This window comes from Brevundimonas sp. CEF1 (assembly GCF_051353055.1).
GTDB lineage: Bacteria > Pseudomonadota > Alphaproteobacteria > Caulobacterales > Caulobacteraceae > Brevundimonas.
The window spans coordinates 181,014-196,641 of record NZ_CP195593.1; the positions used below are offsets into that span (position 1 = coordinate 181,014).

Genomic DNA, 15,628 nt, shown 5'->3' on the forward strand with positions numbered 1-15,628 from the left:
CTCCTGAGGGCCGGGCGCGCTATAGCGGCGCCTTGAAAATCCCCGCCGCGAGAACCCCTTCATGACCGACTACATCGTTCGCGACATTTCCCTGGCCGACTTCGGCAACAAGGAAATCGCCATCGCCGAAACCGAAATGCCGGGCCTGATGGCTCTGCGCGAAGAGTTCGGCGCCGCCAAGCCGCTGAAGGGCGCCCGCATCGCCGGCAGCCTGCACATGACCATCCAGACGGCGGTTCTGATCCAGACCCTGGAAGCCCTGGGCGCCGAAGTGCGCTGGGCCTCGTGCAACATCTTCTCGACCCAGGACCACGCCGCCGCCGCCATCGCCGCGAACGGCACGCCGGTCTTCGCCACCAAGGGCGAGACCCTGGTGGAATACTGGGACTACGCCCACAAGATCTTCGAATGGGCTGACGGCGGCTATCCGAACCTGATCCTCGACGACGGCGGCGACGCCACCCTGCTGTGCGTGCTCGGCCCGAAGGCCGAGAAGGACATCTCGGTCCTGTCGAACCCTCAGAACGAGGAAGAAGAAGCCCTGTTCGCGGTGATGAAGCGCTACATCGCCGAGAAGCCCGGCTTCTACTCGGCCATCCGCGACGCCATCGGCGGCGTGTCGGAAGAGACGACCACGGGCGTCCACCGCCTGTATCAGATGGCCGAGCGCGGCGAGCTGCCGTTCCCGGCGATCAACGTCAACGACAGCGTCACCAAGTCCAAGTTCGACAACCTCTACGGCTGCCGTGAGAGCCTGGTCGACGCCATCCGTCGCGGCACCGACGTCATGCTGTCGGGCAAGGTCGCCGTGGTCTGCGGCTACGGCGACGTGGGCAAGGGCTCGGCCGCCTCGCTGCGCAACGGCGGCGCCCGCGTGATCGTGACGGAAATCGACCCGATCTGCGCCCTGCAGGCCGCCATGGAAGGCTATGAGGTTCAGACCCTGGAAGACGTCGCCGACAAGGCCGACATCTTCGTCACCACGACGGGCAACAAGGACGTCATCCGCGTCGAGCACATGCGCGCCATGCGCAACAACGCCATCGTCTGCAACATCGGTCACTTCGACTCGGAAATTCAGGTCGCCGGCCTGAAGAACTTCAAGTGGGACAAGATCAAGGATCAGGTCCACCACGTGGAATTCCCGGACGGCAAGAAGATCATCCTGCTGTCGGAAGGCCGTCTGGTGAACCTGGGCAACGCGACCGGCCACCCGTCCTTCGTGATGTCGGCGTCCTTCACCAACCAGACCCTGGCCCAGATCGAACTGTGGACCAACGCCAAGTCCTACGAGAACTCGGTCTACACCCTGCCCAAGCACCTGGATGAGAAGGTCGCCTTCCTCCACCTGGCCAAGCTGGGCGCCAAGCTGACCACCCTGACCCAGGAACAGGCCGACTACATCTCGGTCCCGACCGAGGGTCCGTTCAAGCCGGAACACTACCGCTACTAAGGTCCGTCTAAGGCCTGACAGCAGAAACCCCGCGCCGTCGCCGGCGCGGGGTTTTTCTTTGGCCTGTCCTGGCTTCGGGGCCTCAGCGTGTCGCGCCGGGCTTCCACAGGATGTCGGCCGCGCCGTTGGCGTTGGCGCGGCGGGCGGCGACGAAGAGGTGGTCGGACAGGCGGTTCAGATAGCGGACGGCGTCCGGGTTCACCTGCTCTCCCGATTCCATCAGACGGATAGCGTCGCGCTCGGCCCGGCGACAGACGGTGCGCGCCAGGTGCAGATGGGCCGACAGGGGGGAGCCGCCCGACAGGATGAAGCTGTCCAGCGGCTTCAGGCTCTCGTTCATCCAGTCGATTTCGCTTTCGATGCGCTCGACCTGGGCGGCGATGATGCGCAGCGCCTCCCACTTGGGCGCCGGCTCCAGCGGGGTGGCCAGATCGGCGCCGAGGTCGAACAGCTCGTTCTGGATGCGGCCCAGCATGGCGTCGATGCGGTCGTTCTGGCCGCTGTTCAGGCGGGCCACGCCGAGGACGGCGTTCAGTTCGTCCACCGTCCCATAGGCCTCGACCCTCAGGTCGGTCTTGGATACGGGCGCGCCCGAGGCCAGGCGGGTCTTTCCGCCGTCGCCGGTGCGCGTGTAGATCTTGTTCAGCGTGACCATCGGCCTGTCCCCCTGGGTTTCAATCAGCCGCCGTGCGTGGACTTCCACCACAGCCCGCCCATCAGCAGCAGGACGGCCACGGCCTGAAGCACGACGCGCAGGCGCATCAGCTTGTTCGAGTTGGTGCGGGCGAAGTCGCCGCCGCGATACAGGGTATAGACCCCGAAACCGAGGGTGATGGTCACGGCCGCGATGGCGACGAGGATCAGGATGTCGAAGATTTCCATGTCCGCCTTCTAGGCCCGCCGTTCGAGCCGCGCCAGCGCCGTGACGCTGCGACGCAATTGCGACCTATTCGCACACCCCGGTTGTCACGCCTTCGTCATTGCTGTTGAGAGGCGCTCGCAAATCAACCGGGGCCATTTATGTCTTCCTTCACTGCTTCTCGTCGCTCGACCCTTCTGGCCGCCTCCGCGCTGGCCGTCCTCGCCACGGGTCAGGCCGCGACGGCGGAAGAGGTCGTCATCGACCAGACCCAGACCACGACCCAGGTCGCCGACGTCGTCGTCACGGCCGCGGGCTTCGAGCAGCGCATCACCCAGGCTCCGGCCTCGATCAGCGTCCTGACGCGCAAGCAGCTCGAAAGCGAACGCCACCAGAGCCTGGCTGAAGCCCTGGCCAACATCGAGGGCGTCGATGTCGGCGCCTCGGCGGGCAAGACGGGCGGCCTGAACATCTCCATCCGCGGCATGCCGTCGGACTACACCCTGATCCTGATTGACGGCCGTCGTCAGAACGCCGCCGGTTCGATCACCCCGAACGGCTTCGGCGAGACCACGACCAGCTTCATCCCGCCGATGTCGGCCATCGAGCGCATCGAGGTCGTGCGCGGCCCGGTTTCGACCCTTTATGGATCCGACGCCATGGGCGGCGTGGTCAACATCATCACCCGCAAGGTCGGCGACGTCTGGACCGGCGCCTTCAGCGCCAACGCCACCGTCCAGGAAGACTCCAGCTTCGGCGACATGCACGGCGGCGACTTCTACGCCACCGGTCCCCTGGTCAAGGACCTGCTCGGCATGGCCGTGCGCGGCCGCTATCAGACCCGCGATGCTTCTAACCTGACCTATGACAATGACGCCGGAACGGAAGTCGGCGTGTCCAAGCGCGGTCCTTCGCCGGTCGAGAACGAGATCTGGTCTCTGGGCGGCCGTCTGACCCTGACGCCGCACGCCGACCACGACCTGATGCTGGACTATGACGTTACGCGTCAGTGGTACGACAACTCGACCGCCCAACTCGGCACCCTGGGCACCTCGGGCTATGGCCCGGAGATGGAGTTCAACCAGGAAGAGCTGGTGCTGTCGCACAACTGGCGCCTGGGCTTCGGCGAGCTCCAGAGCAGCCTGTCGCGCAACGAGCGCGAGACCCTGGGCCGCATCCTGCCGTCCAACGTGCCGGGCGGCGGCAAGGCCGGCGATCCGCGCACCCTGACGGCGACCAACACCGTCTTCGACACCAAGCTGTTCTCGCGCTGGAATAACCACACCTTCACCATCGGCGGCCAGTACTGGGACGCCGAGATGGTCGACGGCGTCGCCCCCGCCCCCTACGAGCACCAGCAATGGGCCCTGTTCGCCGAGGACGAGTGGCGCTTCACCGATAGCCTGGCCCTGACCCTGGGCGCTCGCTACGACGAGCACAACATCTTCGGCGACCACATCAGCCCGCGCGCCTATCTGGTGTGGAACGCCACGCCTCAGTGGACCTTGAAGGGCGGCGTCAGCCAGGGCTTCAAGACCCCGCGCCTGGACCAGATCGCGCCCGGCATCACCGGTTTCACCGGCCAGGGCACGCGTCCGACCATCGGCACGCCGACGTTGCAGCCGGAAACCTCGACCTCGACCGAGCTGGCCGCCTTCTATGACAACCAGGACAATTTCCGCGCCAGCCTGACGCTGTTCCACAACAGCTTCGACGACAAGATCGCCAGCGGTCAGCCGCTGAACAACTGCTCGTTCGGCCTGACGCCGGAACAATACGCCGCCGGCCAGCAGGCCCTGCCGAACTGCGCTGACTACGGCTTCTGGCCCAACGTCGAGACCTTCTCGCAGACGGTCAACATCGACGAAGCCGAGACCCAGGGCTTTGAGGCCTCGTTCCGCTGGAACCTGGCCGAGGCCTGGAGCCTGACCGGCAACTACACCTATACCGACACCGAGATCAAAAGCGGCGACGACGCCGGCCTGCCGCTGTCGGACACGCCCAAGCACATCCTGAACAGCGCCCTGCGCTGGAACGCCACCGACCGTCTGAACCTGTGGCTGCGCGGCGAATATCGCAGCGAGCGCTATCGCAGCGAGGACAGCGCCAGCAGCCGCGCCAAGGCCACCTGGGGCGACTACAAGGCCTATGAGGTCTTCCACCTGGGCGGGTCCTACAAGGTCAATGACGCGGTCACCATCAACGGCGCGATCTACAACCTGTTCGACAAGGACTTCGTCTCCTACGGCTCCTACGTCAGCAATGTGAACACCGGCGCGATCGCCTACACCAACCTCTACGCCAACAATCAGGAGCCGCGTCGTCTCTGGCTGTCGGTGACGACCACCTTCTGATCCGCCGCTTCCTTCCCGAACTGAACAGGGCCGTCTCGACCGAGGCGGCCCTCTTTCTTTGTCAGCTAAGCCGTTAGTCATGTTTTGCGGGCAAGCTCGTCGGCATGACTGATCGCGCCGTTCGAAACCTGGAACATCTGCGTCGCAGCGCCTCGACCGCGCGGGTGCTGAACCTGCTCAAGGTCTATGACGAGCACGGAGAGACCGACGACTGGCATGAGCGCCCCATGTTCCGCACGCCGGCGCTGAACACCTCCCTGATCATCAAGCACCGCCTGCGCCGCAACGAGACGGATTCCTTTCCCGGTCGCCGTCAGGTGGCGACCAAGGTGGTGGTGCCCATCGACAGCACCGACCTGAAGACCGGTGGGCGTTTCGTCTTCGTCAACCAGATCGGCTTCGAGCGCGCCATGCAGGAGGCGTTCGGCATCGCCCCCGACCACCCCGATCTGAAGACCCTGCGGCTGATGGACCAGCTGCCGTCGCTGGACCCCTTCCTGCTGCGCGAGCAGCTGCGGCGCGGCGAGGTCGACGCGGCGCCCTGCTATTTCGCCCTTAGCGAGGCCGATCTCGAAAAGATGCTGGCCTTCGTCCAGAAGGAGATCGAGCCCCTGGTCACGCTCAGCATGGGCGGGGACGTGGCGGCGGTCGGCTCGACCGCGCGCATGGCGACCAAAATCCTGTCCAACGCGCCGGGCGACCGGCTGGAGGCCCTGCGCGCCACTCTGCGGCTGGAACCGGAGCAGTATCAGGAGGGCGTCTTCTGCTGGAAGGGCTTCCTCTACTACAAGTGGGCCCTGGCCAGCCTGATGAACGACATCGTGGTCGTCGCCGACGAGGTGGGCTCGGTTCGGCCCGTCGGTCCCAGCGACCGCGCCGCCAAGGAATATATCGAGCGTGGCCGCAGCGTCCTGCGCGGGCGGATCATGAAGACCTGCGACGAGGTCAGCCGCACCCTGCGCTATTATGACGACGCCTACGCCGGGCTGACGCGCGACGGCAAGCCTCTGGCCTTCCGCGACTTTCTGCTGGAGGCGCCGGCCCTGTTCGCGCGGCTGGGCGACCAACTGGGCGCGGTGCAGCACATCGTCAGCTTCTGGCGCTTTCGATTTGGTCCCAAGGCGCCGCCGGTCGGGGTCGACGAGTTGATCGACATCTTCATGGATTTCGAGACGGGCCTGATGGGGCGGGAAGTCGACGCCTACGACCCGCGCGACGCGGCCTGAGAAGGGCGGCCGGGCGCCCATCCCTGCTCAAGGGGGGAGGGGACGACGGCCGCCTATCTTTGCTGCAGGGCGGCGACCCGCGCGCGTTCCGCCTCGGTCGCCGCGGCGCGCGCGCGCTTCTCGGCGTTCAGCTGATCCTCGATCTCGACCAGCTCCTTGTTCTTCTCGGCCGAGGCCTGGGCGCGGGTCACGCCGATGGGGCGGCCGGTGATCTCGGCGATGGAGATGGGCTGGGCGCAGATGCGGCTTTCGATGTCGTACCACTTGCCCTGGGCCTCGCAGCGTTCGCCGGGCTCCATCCAGTAGCGCTGGAACACAAAGACGCCCGCGATCATCAGGCCGAAGATGCCGAAGAACAGGACGCTGAGGCGGCGGATCGTCAGAAAGCGTTTCATGCAGGTCTCATAGATGAAAAATGCGCCCGCGACACGACCGCAGTTCACGTAGCGTTACGTTGACAGGCCGGTTTCGTCGGTCCAATCCCTCGGGCCATATTTCGATGACCAAGTGGATAGGCTCATGAAGGTACTCGTCCCGGTGAAACGGGTGATCGACAGCAACGTCAAGGCCCGCGTCAAGGCGGACCAGACCGGTGTGGATCTGGCCAACGTCAAGATGAGCATGAACCCCTTCGACGAGATCGCCGTCGAAGAGGCCGTGCGCCTGAAGGAAGGCAAGGAACACCATGCCGCGGGCACGGCGACGGAAATCGTCGTCGTCTCCATCGGCGTGACCCAGGCCCAGGAAACCCTGCGCACGGCCCTGGCCATGGGCGCCGATCGCGGCGTCCTGATCCAGTCCGACACGGACCTGGAGCCCCTGGCCGTCGCCAAGCTGCTGAAGGCGGTCGTGGACGAAGAGAAGCCGGACCTGGTCCTGCTGGGCAAGCAGTCGATCGACGGCGACAACAACGCCGTGGGTCAGATGCTGGCCGCCCTGCTGGACTGGCCGCAAGCCACCTTCGCCGGCAAGCTGGCGATCGAAGGCGGCAAGGCCGTGGTGACGCGTGAAGTCGATGGCGGTCTGCAGACCGTGGCGGCCGAACTGCCCGCCGTGGTCTCGGTCGACCTGCGCTTGAACACGCCGCGCTATGCGTCGCTGCCCAACATCATGAAGGCCAAGAAGAAGGAGATCGCGATGAAGGCGGTCGCCGACTATGGCGTCGATGTCGCGGATCGCCTCAAGGTCCTGAAGGTGACGGAGCCGCCGAAGCGTTCGGCGGGCGTCAAGGTCGCCGACGCGGCCGAACTGGTTTCCAAGCTCAAAGACGCAGGGGTTCTGTAAATGGCCGTTCTCGTCATCGCCGACCACGACGGTTCGGTCGTTCGCGACACCACCCACAAGACCGTGACGGCCGCCCTGGCCCTGTCGTCGGACGTGGATGTCCTGGTCCTGGGCAAGAACGCCAAGGGCGTGGCCGACGCCGCCGCCAAGATCTCGGGCGTGCGCAAGGTCCTGCTGGCCGAGGGTGACGCCGTCGCTCACGGTCTGGCCGAGGCCGTCGAAGCCACCGTCCTGCCCCTGGCCGGGAACTACGACGCCATCCTGACCCCGGCCAACACCGACGGTAAGAACTTCGCCCCGCGCATCGCCGCCAAGCTGGACACGGCGCCGATCTCGGACATCGTCGAGGTCGTCTCGGCCGATACCTTCGTGCGTCCGATCTATGCGGGCAATGCGTTGGAGACGGTCCAGTCGGCCGACGCCAAGAAGGTCATCACCGTGCGCCCGACGGCCTTCGCCGCCGCCGCTGAGGGCGGTTCGGCCTCGGTCGAGAGCGTCGCCGCCGGCGAAGCGCCCAAGACCGCCTTCGTCTCCGAGGAAATGGTCAAGTCGGACCGCCCCGAACTGGGCGCCGCCAAGATCATCGTCTCGGGCGGCCGCGCCCTGGGTTCGGCCGAGGAGTTCCACGCCGTCATGGAGCCCCTGGCCGACAAGCTGGGCGCCGCCATCGGCGCCTCGCGCGCCGCCGTCGATGCGGGCTACGCCCCCAACGACTATCAGGTGGGTCAGACAGGCAAGGTCGTGGCCCCGGCCCTCTACATCGCCATCGGCATCTCGGGCGCCATCCAGCACCTGGCCGGCATGAAGGACTCCAAGGTCATCGTCGCCATCAACAAGGACGCCGACGCCCCGATCTTCCAGATCGCCGACTATGGCCTGGTCGCCGACTACAAGACCGCCGTGCCGGAGCTGATGGCCGCCCTCGGTTAAGGGCAGTCACAAGCTGAACATCGAAGCGCGCCGGATGGGAAACCGTCCGGCGCGTTTTCTTTGGGCCGTATGGACGACGCATCCCCCCTTTCGTCATCCTCCGGCGAGCGGAGCGAGACCGGGGGACCCAGCGGCGCCGAAGGCGATCTTTCAGCAAGCGCGGCGCGTGGGTTTTGGCTGCTACGCGCTGCCCTTCGGGTCGCCCTGCGGGCGCCGCGGGGTTCCCCGGTCGGCGCCGCTGCGCGGCTTGCCAGAGAATGACGGAGCCTTGGAGCAGGCGCGCAGTTGGGCCAAACAGGCTGCATGACCGCCCGCCTCGCCATCAAGCTGACGCCCCGCGCCGCCGCCGACCGCTTCGACGGTTGGGACGTCGATCCCGACGGGCGGCCAGTGCTCAAGGTCCGGGTGCGGGCCCAGCCGGTCGAGGGCGAGGCCAACGCCGCCCTGACAGCATTCCTCGCCAAGGCCCTGGGCCTGCCCAAGCGCGCGGTGACCCTGGCGCGCGGCGGCCAGTCGCGGCTGAAGATGATCGAGGTCGAGGGCCTGAGCGACGCCGAGGTCCGCGACCGACTGTCCGGCGCCTGACAATTCCCCTTTACGGCGCGACGGAAGCCCCTTTGTATGCCGTCCCATTGTCAGCCCGTCGTATGCGGGCGCGAGGGGGTCTCGCTCATGTTGCTTAACCGTCTGCGAGGCCCGAGCCTCGCTGTCCTCACCTGCGCGCTCGGCGCCCTGGCCCTGTCGGCCTGCGCCTCGACCGGCGATGCAAAGTCCAAGACCGAGACGGCCGCCGCCGCGCCCACGTCCAAGGACCGCACCATGGCCCCGGGCCTGGACGGCTGGGCCAACACCGACCCCTATCCCTCGACCTATCGCGGCCTGCCGCGTGAGAACCTGGCCCTGGTCGGCGCCACGGTCCTGACCGGCACGGGTCAGAAGATCGAAGGCGGCGTCGTCATCGTCACCGACGGCCGCATCGCCGCGGTCGGCGGCGCCGACACCCCGGTCCCGGCGGGCCACAAGGTGGTCGACGCGCGCGGCCGCTACGTCACGCCCGGCGTCATCGACATCCACAGCCACCTGGGCGTCTATCCCTCGCCCGGCGTTCAGGGCATGAGCGACGGCAACGAGGCCACCAACCCGAACACGGCCCAGGTCTGGGCCGAGCATTCGATCTGGCCGCAGGACCCCGGCTTCAACACCGCCCGCGCCGGCGGCGTGACCACGCTCCAGATCCTGCCCGGCTCGGCCAACCTGTTCGGCGGTCGCGGCGTGACGGTGCGCAACGTCCCCTCCGTCACCATGCAGGGGATGAAGTTCCCGAACGCCCCCTATGGCCTGAAGATGGCCTGCGGCGAGAACCCTTCGCGCGTCTACGGCGGCCGCAACACCTCGCCGGCCACCGGCATGGGCAATGTCGCCGGCTATCGCGCCGCCTTCATCGCCGCCCGCGACTACAAGGCCAAATGGGACAAGTGGCGCGAGGACGGCCAGGGCACGCCCCCGACCCGCAACTTGCAGCTTGAGACGCTCGCCGGCGTGCTGGACGGCTCGATCCTGGTCCAGAACCATTGCTACCGCGCCGACGAGATGGCGGTCATGCTCGATGTGGCCAAGGAGTTCGGCTACAAGGTCACCACTTTCCACCACGCGGTCGAGGCCTACAAGATCGCGCCCCTGCTGGCCCGCGAAGGCGTCTGCGCCGCCATGTGGACCGGCTGGTGGGGCTTCAAGATGGAGGCCCTGGACGGCATCGAGGAGAACGCCGCCCTGACCGACGCGCCCGAAGGCTCGTGCGCCGTCATCCACTCCGACGACGCCGAACTGACCCAGCGCCTCAATCAGGAAGCCGCCGCCGCCCTGTCGGCCGGCCGCCGCGCCGGGATGAACATCTCCGAAGAACACGCCATCAGCTGGATCACCCTGAACGCCGCCCGTTCGATCGGCATCGACAAGGAGACCGGTTCGCTGGAGCCCGGCAAACGCGCCGACGTGGTGATCTGGAGCGCCGATCCCTTCTCGATCTACGCCCGCGCCGATCAGGTCTTCATCGACGGCGGTCTGGCCTTTGACCGGTCCAACCCCGCCTACCAGCCCGTATCCGATTTCGAACTGGGTCAGCCCGGCTTCGGCCAAGCCGCCGCCGGCGTCGCCCAGGGAGCTCGCTGAACCATGCGTATCCAAACCTTTCTTGCAGGCGCCGTTGCAGCCCTCGCCCTCGTCGGCCCCGCAGCGGCGCAAGACGTCGCCATCACCGGCGGCCGCGTCCTGACCGGAACCTCGGTGATCGAGAACGGCACGGTCGTCGTGCGTAACGGCCGGGTCGTCTCGGTCGGAACCGGCGCGGCGCCGGCCGGGCTGCCGACCATCGACGCGCGCGGCAAGATCGTCACCCCCGGCTTCGTCGCGGTCGATTCCGGCCTCGGCGGTTCGGAAGTCGGTTCGGTGCGCGGCTCCAACGACCTGTCGAACAACGCCAACACCCTGAGCGCCGCCTTCGACCTGTCCTATGGCCTGGACCCCTGGTCCTTCACCCTGCCGGTCGCCCGCCTCGGCGGCGTCACCCGCGCCGTGGTCACGCCCCAGCACGCAGGCTCGGGCGGCGGCCACAGCCATGACGACAGCGACTTCGCCGGCGCCGGTCACGGCGGCTTCCAGTCGCCGGGCCTGTTCGCCGGTCAGGCGGCGGTCATCAAGCTGGGCGGCGCCGATATTCTGGTGAAGCCGCGCGTGGCCATGGTCGCCCCCTTTGGCGAGGCCGGCAAAGGCGTCGCCGGCGGCGCGCGCGGGGCCGAGTTCGTCCTGTTCAAGGAAACCCTGGCCGAGGTCCGCCTCTACGCTCGCAACAAGGCCGCCTATGACCGTGCCGCGCTTCGCGACCTGTCGCTGTCGCGCGCCGACCTCGAGGCCCTGATCCCCGTCGCCAACGGCTCCATGCCGCTGATCGTCAGCGTCAACCGCGCCTCGGACATCCAGCAGGTCCTGCGTCTGGCCCGCGAGGTAGGCGTCAAGGTCATCCTCGACGGCGCCGCCGAGGGCTGGCTGGTCGCCGACGAGATCGCAGCGGCCAAGGTCCCGGTCCTGCTGCACCCGATCAGCAACCTGCCCGGCAATTTCGAGATGCGGGCGGCGCGGATGCAGAATGCGGCGGCGCTGAACGCGGCGGGCGTGGTCATCGCCATCAAGGGCAATGAGGGCTCGACCCACCGCGCCCGCGACATCCGCTACAACGCCGGCAACGCCGTCTCGCACGGCCTACCCTTTGCGGCGGCCATTCAGGCGATCACGGTCAACCCGGCCCGCATCTTCGGCTTCGACGGTCAGTTCGGCGAGCTCAAACCGGGCGCGGCGGGCGACGTCGTGGTCTGGTCCGGCGATCCGCTGGAGCCGCTGAGCCAGCCCTCGGCCGTCTTCATCGACGGGGTGGAGCAGCCGCTGCAAGCCCGCAACCTGCTGCTGCGCGACCGCTATCGCACCGGCGGCGAAGGGGCCATGCCGGTCGCCTATCCGCAGTAGGCGCTCAAGCAGCCGAAGGCGTTAGCGCGCTAGATCCTTCTCCCCTTGTGGGAGAAGGTGGGCGCCGCAGGCGCTCGGATGAGGGGTGTCAGCGCCGCGATCGAAAGGTCGCGGCGCTTTCTTTGGGCGTGAAGCGAGGGGCAGGCGAGACCCCTCATCCGTCTCGCTGCGCGAGCCACCTTCTCGCCGCCAGCGCGACACGTCATAAGACCCCTATGCCCACCACCCTCTACATCGACGCTGACGCCTGCCCCGTGAAGGAGGAGGTCTATCGCGTGGCCCGCCGCTACGGGCTCAAGGTCTTCGTGGTGTCGAACGCCTGGATCAACGTCCCGCGCGAACCCCTGATCGAACAGGTGGTGGTCGACGCCGGGCCCGACGTGGCCGACGACTGGATCGCCGAGAGGGCTGTGACCGGCGACATCGTCATCACCGCCGACATTCCCCTGGCCGATCGCTGTCTGAAATCCGGGGCCCAGGCGCTGAAGTCGAACGGTCAGCCCTTTACCCCCGAATCCATCGGCTCGGCCCTGGCCGGACGCATGGTGGGCGAGCATCTGCGCTCCATCGGCGTGGCCACCAGCGGCCCGCCGCCCTTCTCCAACGCCGACCGCTCACGCTTCCTCCAGGCCCTGGACACAGCGGTCGTCCGTGCACGGAAGGTTGCCAGTTGAGCCGCATTCCCGAGGATGAGCTGGAGTTCCGCTTCTTCCGCTCCGGCGGGCCGGGCGGCCAGAACGTCAACAAGGTCGCCACCGCCCTGCAGATGCGCTTCGACGTCAAGAACTCGCCGAGCCTGACCGAGCCGGTCAAGGCGCGGCTGATGAAGCTGGCGGGCAGTCGCCTGACGCTGGAGGGGGTCATCCAGATCACGGCGGTCCGTTTCCGCACCCAGGAGCGCAACCGCGCCGACGCCATCGCGCGGCTGGAGGAGATGGTGGCCGAGGCCTCGATCAAGCCGGTGTATCGCGTCCCGACCCGACCGACGCGGGCGTCCAAGGAGCGGCGGCTTCAGGCCAAGTCCACCCGCTCGACCATCAAGAGCGGACGCGGCAAGCCGTCGCTGGACTAGGTTGGGCGTCAGTCGCCGCTGCCGGGACGGAACAGCAGGGCCGCGATCTGATCCTCGTCATTGAAGGCGATGACCCAGTCGGTGGCCTGTTTCTCAAACACCACGCGGAACAGGTCGGCGCCGTCCTGTTGACCGCGATGTTCGACGGTTTTGAGCGGCCCGAACTGACGGATCAGCGGCGTGATCTCTTCGGCCTTGCCGCGAATCTGCGTCGCCAGGTCCTCGCTGAACGCCGAATAGTCGATAGGGTCGGACGTCAGCGAGGCGATGGCGGCCCGCAACGCGGTCTCCGACCGGGCGATGTCCGGCGCCACGCTTGTCGGCGCCGGGGGGACGGCCGCGCGCCGGGTCGGCGCGGCGGCGGGGGCCTCCTCGAAGGCGTTGGGCAGGGTGGCGGCGGCGGCGCCGGCCGGGGCGGGCGCGGTCGTCGTCTGGGCCGCGACGGGCAGGGCCAGCAGGCTGGCGCCCAGCACGGCGGCGAGGATCGGGGTCTTCATAGGTGGCAGGCTCCGAAGAAACGTCAGGCGACGATCATCGGCCAGAGTGTCAGGACCAAGGCGGCCGTCGACGCACAAACCGCAACGGTGACGGCGGCGACCACCCAGGGCCGCGTTCCGGCCTTCTCGATCACTAACGTCTGAGATTGCGGCGGGTTCTGCGCCAGATGCGACAGAGCCTTCAGCGTGGCGATGGCTTCTTCCACCGTCTCCCTGATCTGGGCCTGGGGACCCAGTTCGCGCTTGATCCAGCGCTCGACCACGGGCTTGGCGGCCGCCCACAGGTCGTGGTCGGGGTTGAGGCGGCGCGCGACCCCCTCGACCGAAACCATGGTCTTTTGCAGCAGCACCAGTTCGGGGCGCATATGCATGTCGAACAGGGCGGTGATCTCGAACAGCTGGCCCAGCAGACGGCCCATCGACACCTGGCTGGCCTGCCGTCCGATGACCGGCTCGCCGACGGCGCGCAGGGCCTGGGCGAAGGTGTCGACCGAGTGGTGCGGCGGCACGTATCCGGCCTCGAAATGGACGCGGCTGATGCGATCGTAGTCGCGGCTGATGAAGCCCCACAGGATCTCGGCCAGGTAGCGCCGCTCGGCCGGGCCCAGGCGTCCGACGATGCCGAAGTCGATGGCGGTCAGTTCGGCCGGGGCGTCGGCGAACAGATTGCCCTCGTGCAGGTCGGCATGGAAGACGCCGTGGTCCAGGGCCTGGATCAGGAAGGCGCGCACCACCTTGTCGGCCAGGGCGTCCTTGTCGAGGCCGGGCAGGGTTTCCAGCGCCGGATCGGTCATGGGCAAGCCCGGCGCCCATTCCAGCGTCAGCACCCGCTTGCCGACGCCGTCCCAGACGATGGCGGGGGCCGACATATAGCCGTCCTTGGCCATGACTTCAGCCAGTTCCGAGGCGGCGGCCGCCTCCAGCCTCATGTCCAGCTCCAGCGACAGGGCGCGGGCGATGATCTCGACGAAGGCCTGCGGCTCCAGCCGTCGGGCGGGCTCGACGAACTTCTGCACCAGCTTGGCGCCCAGACGCATGGAATCCAGACCACGCGCCACGCGGCGCTCGACGCCGGGACGCAGCACCTTGACCGCCACCTTGCGCCCGTCAGCCAGATAGGCCGGATGGGCCTGGGCCAGGGAGGCGGCGGCGACGGGCTGGCCCAGATCGCGGAACAGGCTCTCGACCGGGCGGCCCAGCGAGCGCTCGATTTCGGCGCGGGCCTCGTCCAGCGGGAAGGGCGGCAGCTTGTCCTTCAGTCGGCCCAGGTCCTGGGCGAACTGGATGCCGAAGATGTCGGCGCGGGTGGCCAGAACCTGACCCAGCTTGATGGCCACGGGGCCGAGGTGCTCGAAGGCCTGACCCACGCGCTGGCCGGGGCGACCGGCGCGGTGCTTGCGGCTGGCGAAGGCCTGGACCAACTGGGCGAAGGGCCGCGTCCAGGCGGGCAGCAGCGGATTGACCTCGCGCGGGATCAGGGCGTCGTGACGCGCCAGCACCCAGCCCCAGCCGATCAGGCGCAGCGTCGCGCCCAGCGGATCGCGGACGGGTTCCGGGCTCGGCGCGGGCGGCGGGGTCTTGACGGACAGCCGGCTCAGATCGCCCACCCGTGGTGGATGGCGGCAATGCCGCCCGACAGGTTTGTGACGCTGACGCGGCTGAAACCGGCGTCCTCGATCATCCGCTTGAAGGTGGCCTGATCGGGGAAGCGACGGATGCTCTCGACCAGATACTGATAGCTGTCGCGATCCTTGGCGACCCATTCGCCGATGCGCGGAATGGCGTGGAAGGACCAGGCGTCATAGGCCTTGCGCAGGGCGCTGGTCGTGGGGTGCGAGAACTCCAGGCAGATGAAACGCCCGCCCGGCTTCAGCGCGCGCCGCGCCTCCTTCAGGGCGCCCGCCACGTCGGACACGTTGCGGATGCCGAAGCTGATCGAATAGGCGTCCAGGCAGGCGTCGGGGAAGGGCAGGTTCATGGCGTCGCCGACGCCCCAGGCCATCTCCGGCTCGCCGCCCTTGGCCACGCCGTTCAGGATCATCTCGGCGTTGTAGTCCATGACGATGACGGTGGCGTCCTCGCCGCCGCGACGCTGTTGCGCCGCGCGCGCCATCTTGGAATAGCGCCGCGCCATGTCGCCGGTGCCGCCGGCCATGTCGAGGATGACCTCGCCGGGGCGGGCGTTCAGCTTGGCCGCCGTGGCGTCCTTCCACAGACGGTGGACGCCTGCACTCATCAAGTCGTTCATCAGGTCGTAGTTGGAGGCGACGGAGTTGAAGACGCCGCGCACCATCTGGACCTTTTCCTTCGCGTCCACGTCGCGGAAGCCAAAGGAGGAGGTCTTGCCGGAGGAGGGGGAGGGATCGGCCTGGGTCATGACAGGGGGTGTAACGCCTCGCGCGCGCGGCGTCATCCGGGGAAGCGTCGCAGCCCTTTG

General features: G+C 67.7%; 16 protein-coding genes. 10 read left to right on the top strand and 6 right to left on the bottom strand.

All coding sequences use genetic code 11. The features are described 5' to 3' along the window. The first annotated feature begins 61 nt into the window (after positions 1–61). The gene (gene ahcY, locus ACR9FL_RS00900; protein WP_296172466.1) at positions 62–1,453 is read left to right on the top strand and encodes an adenosylhomocysteinase; all 1,392 of its coding nucleotides are present in this window, start codon (positions 62–64) and stop codon (positions 1,451–1,453) included. Positions 1,454–1,535: 82 nt separating this feature from the next. Here ahcY and ACR9FL_RS00905 read toward each other — a convergent pair whose 3' ends face one another. Continuing rightward, the gene (locus ACR9FL_RS00905) at positions 1,536–2,108 is read right to left on the bottom strand and encodes a cob(I)yrinic acid a,c-diamide adenosyltransferase (RefSeq protein ID WP_296172468.1); all 573 of its coding nucleotides are present in this window, start codon (positions 2,106–2,108) and stop codon (positions 1,536–1,538) included. Between the two features lie 23 nt (positions 2,109–2,131). Further along, the gene (locus ACR9FL_RS00910; RefSeq protein ID WP_105563129.1) at positions 2,132–2,335 is read right to left on the bottom strand and encodes a twin transmembrane helix small protein; all 204 of its coding nucleotides are present in this window, start codon (positions 2,333–2,335) and stop codon (positions 2,132–2,134) included. A gap of 138 nt (positions 2,336–2,473) precedes the next feature. Between ACR9FL_RS00910 and ACR9FL_RS00915 the strand changes: the two genes are divergently transcribed. Then, positions 2,474–4,666, top strand: coding sequence for a TonB-dependent receptor domain-containing protein (locus tag ACR9FL_RS00915; protein WP_436356753.1), 2,193 nt, complete (start codon positions 2,474–2,476; stop codon positions 4,664–4,666). A gap of 104 nt (positions 4,667–4,770) precedes the next feature. Further along, a complete protein-coding gene (locus ACR9FL_RS00920; RefSeq protein ID WP_436356754.1) occupies positions 4,771–5,892 on the top strand; it encodes a hypothetical protein in 1,122 nt (373 codons plus the stop codon). A gap of 53 nt (positions 5,893–5,945) precedes the next feature. Here the strand turns inward: ACR9FL_RS00920 and ACR9FL_RS00925 are convergent, their stop codons facing one another. Beyond that, positions 5,946–6,287: a hypothetical protein gene (locus tag ACR9FL_RS00925; protein WP_296172474.1), complete on the bottom strand. Its 342-nt coding sequence runs from the start codon at positions 6,285–6,287 to the stop codon at positions 5,946–5,948. A 124-nt stretch (positions 6,288–6,411) separates the two neighbouring features. Between ACR9FL_RS00925 and ACR9FL_RS00930 the strand changes: the two genes are divergently transcribed. From ACR9FL_RS00930 to arfB, 7 genes are all read left to right on the top strand, one after another. Next, a complete protein-coding gene (locus ACR9FL_RS00930) occupies positions 6,412–7,176 on the top strand; it encodes an electron transfer flavoprotein subunit beta/FixA family protein (protein ID WP_296172476.1) in 765 nt (254 codons plus the stop codon). Continuing rightward, positions 7,177–8,106, top strand: a complete 930-nt coding sequence (locus ACR9FL_RS00935; protein ID WP_436356755.1) for an electron transfer flavoprotein subunit alpha/FixB family protein — start codon at positions 7,177–7,179, stop codon at positions 8,104–8,106. A 303-nt stretch (positions 8,107–8,409) separates the two neighbouring features. Continuing rightward, a complete protein-coding gene (locus tag ACR9FL_RS00940; protein ID WP_436356756.1) occupies positions 8,410–8,691 on the top strand; it encodes a DUF167 domain-containing protein in 282 nt (93 codons plus the stop codon). A gap of 87 nt (positions 8,692–8,778) precedes the next feature. Next, the gene (locus tag ACR9FL_RS00945) at positions 8,779–10,275 is read left to right on the top strand and encodes an amidohydrolase (protein WP_436356757.1); all 1,497 of its coding nucleotides are present in this window, start codon (positions 8,779–8,781) and stop codon (positions 10,273–10,275) included. A 3-nt stretch (positions 10,276–10,278) separates the two neighbouring features. Beyond that, positions 10,279–11,622 carry an amidohydrolase family protein gene (locus tag ACR9FL_RS00950; protein ID WP_436356758.1) on the top strand — a complete coding sequence of 448 codons (1,344 nt, stop codon included), beginning with the start codon at positions 10,279–10,281 and terminating at the stop codon, positions 11,620–11,622. Positions 11,623–11,837: 215 nt separating this feature from the next. After that, entirely contained in the window at positions 11,838–12,296 is a 459-nt protein-coding gene (locus ACR9FL_RS00955; RefSeq protein ID WP_436356759.1) for a YaiI/YqxD family protein, read from the top strand. Beyond that, positions 12,293–12,694, top strand: coding sequence for an alternative ribosome rescue aminoacyl-tRNA hydrolase ArfB (gene arfB / locus ACR9FL_RS00960; RefSeq protein ID WP_296172487.1), 402 nt, complete (start codon positions 12,293–12,295; stop codon positions 12,692–12,694). The genes ACR9FL_RS00955 and arfB overlap by 4 nt, the downstream gene beginning before the upstream one ends. Before the next feature lie 8 nt (positions 12,695–12,702). Here arfB and ACR9FL_RS00965 read toward each other — a convergent pair whose 3' ends face one another. Genes ACR9FL_RS00965 through ACR9FL_RS00975 form a run of 3 tightly spaced genes read right to left on the bottom strand, consistent with a single transcriptional unit; the run spans position 12,703 to position 15,568 of the window. Continuing rightward, positions 12,703–13,191: a hypothetical protein gene (locus ACR9FL_RS00965; RefSeq protein ID WP_436356760.1), complete on the bottom strand. Its 489-nt coding sequence runs from the start codon at positions 13,189–13,191 to the stop codon at positions 12,703–12,705. A gap of 23 nt (positions 13,192–13,214) precedes the next feature. Next, on the bottom strand, positions 13,215–14,798 hold the full coding sequence (gene ubiB / locus ACR9FL_RS00970; RefSeq protein ID WP_436356761.1) for a 2-polyprenylphenol 6-hydroxylase: 1,584 nt from the start codon (positions 14,796–14,798) through the stop codon (positions 13,215–13,217). Beyond that, on the bottom strand, positions 14,786–15,568 hold the full coding sequence (locus ACR9FL_RS00975; RefSeq protein ID WP_296172492.1) for a class I SAM-dependent methyltransferase: 783 nt from the start codon (positions 15,566–15,568) through the stop codon (positions 14,786–14,788). Before ACR9FL_RS00975 ends, ubiB begins: the two co-directional genes overlap by 13 nt. Between the last annotated feature and the right edge of the window lie 60 nt (positions 15,569–15,628).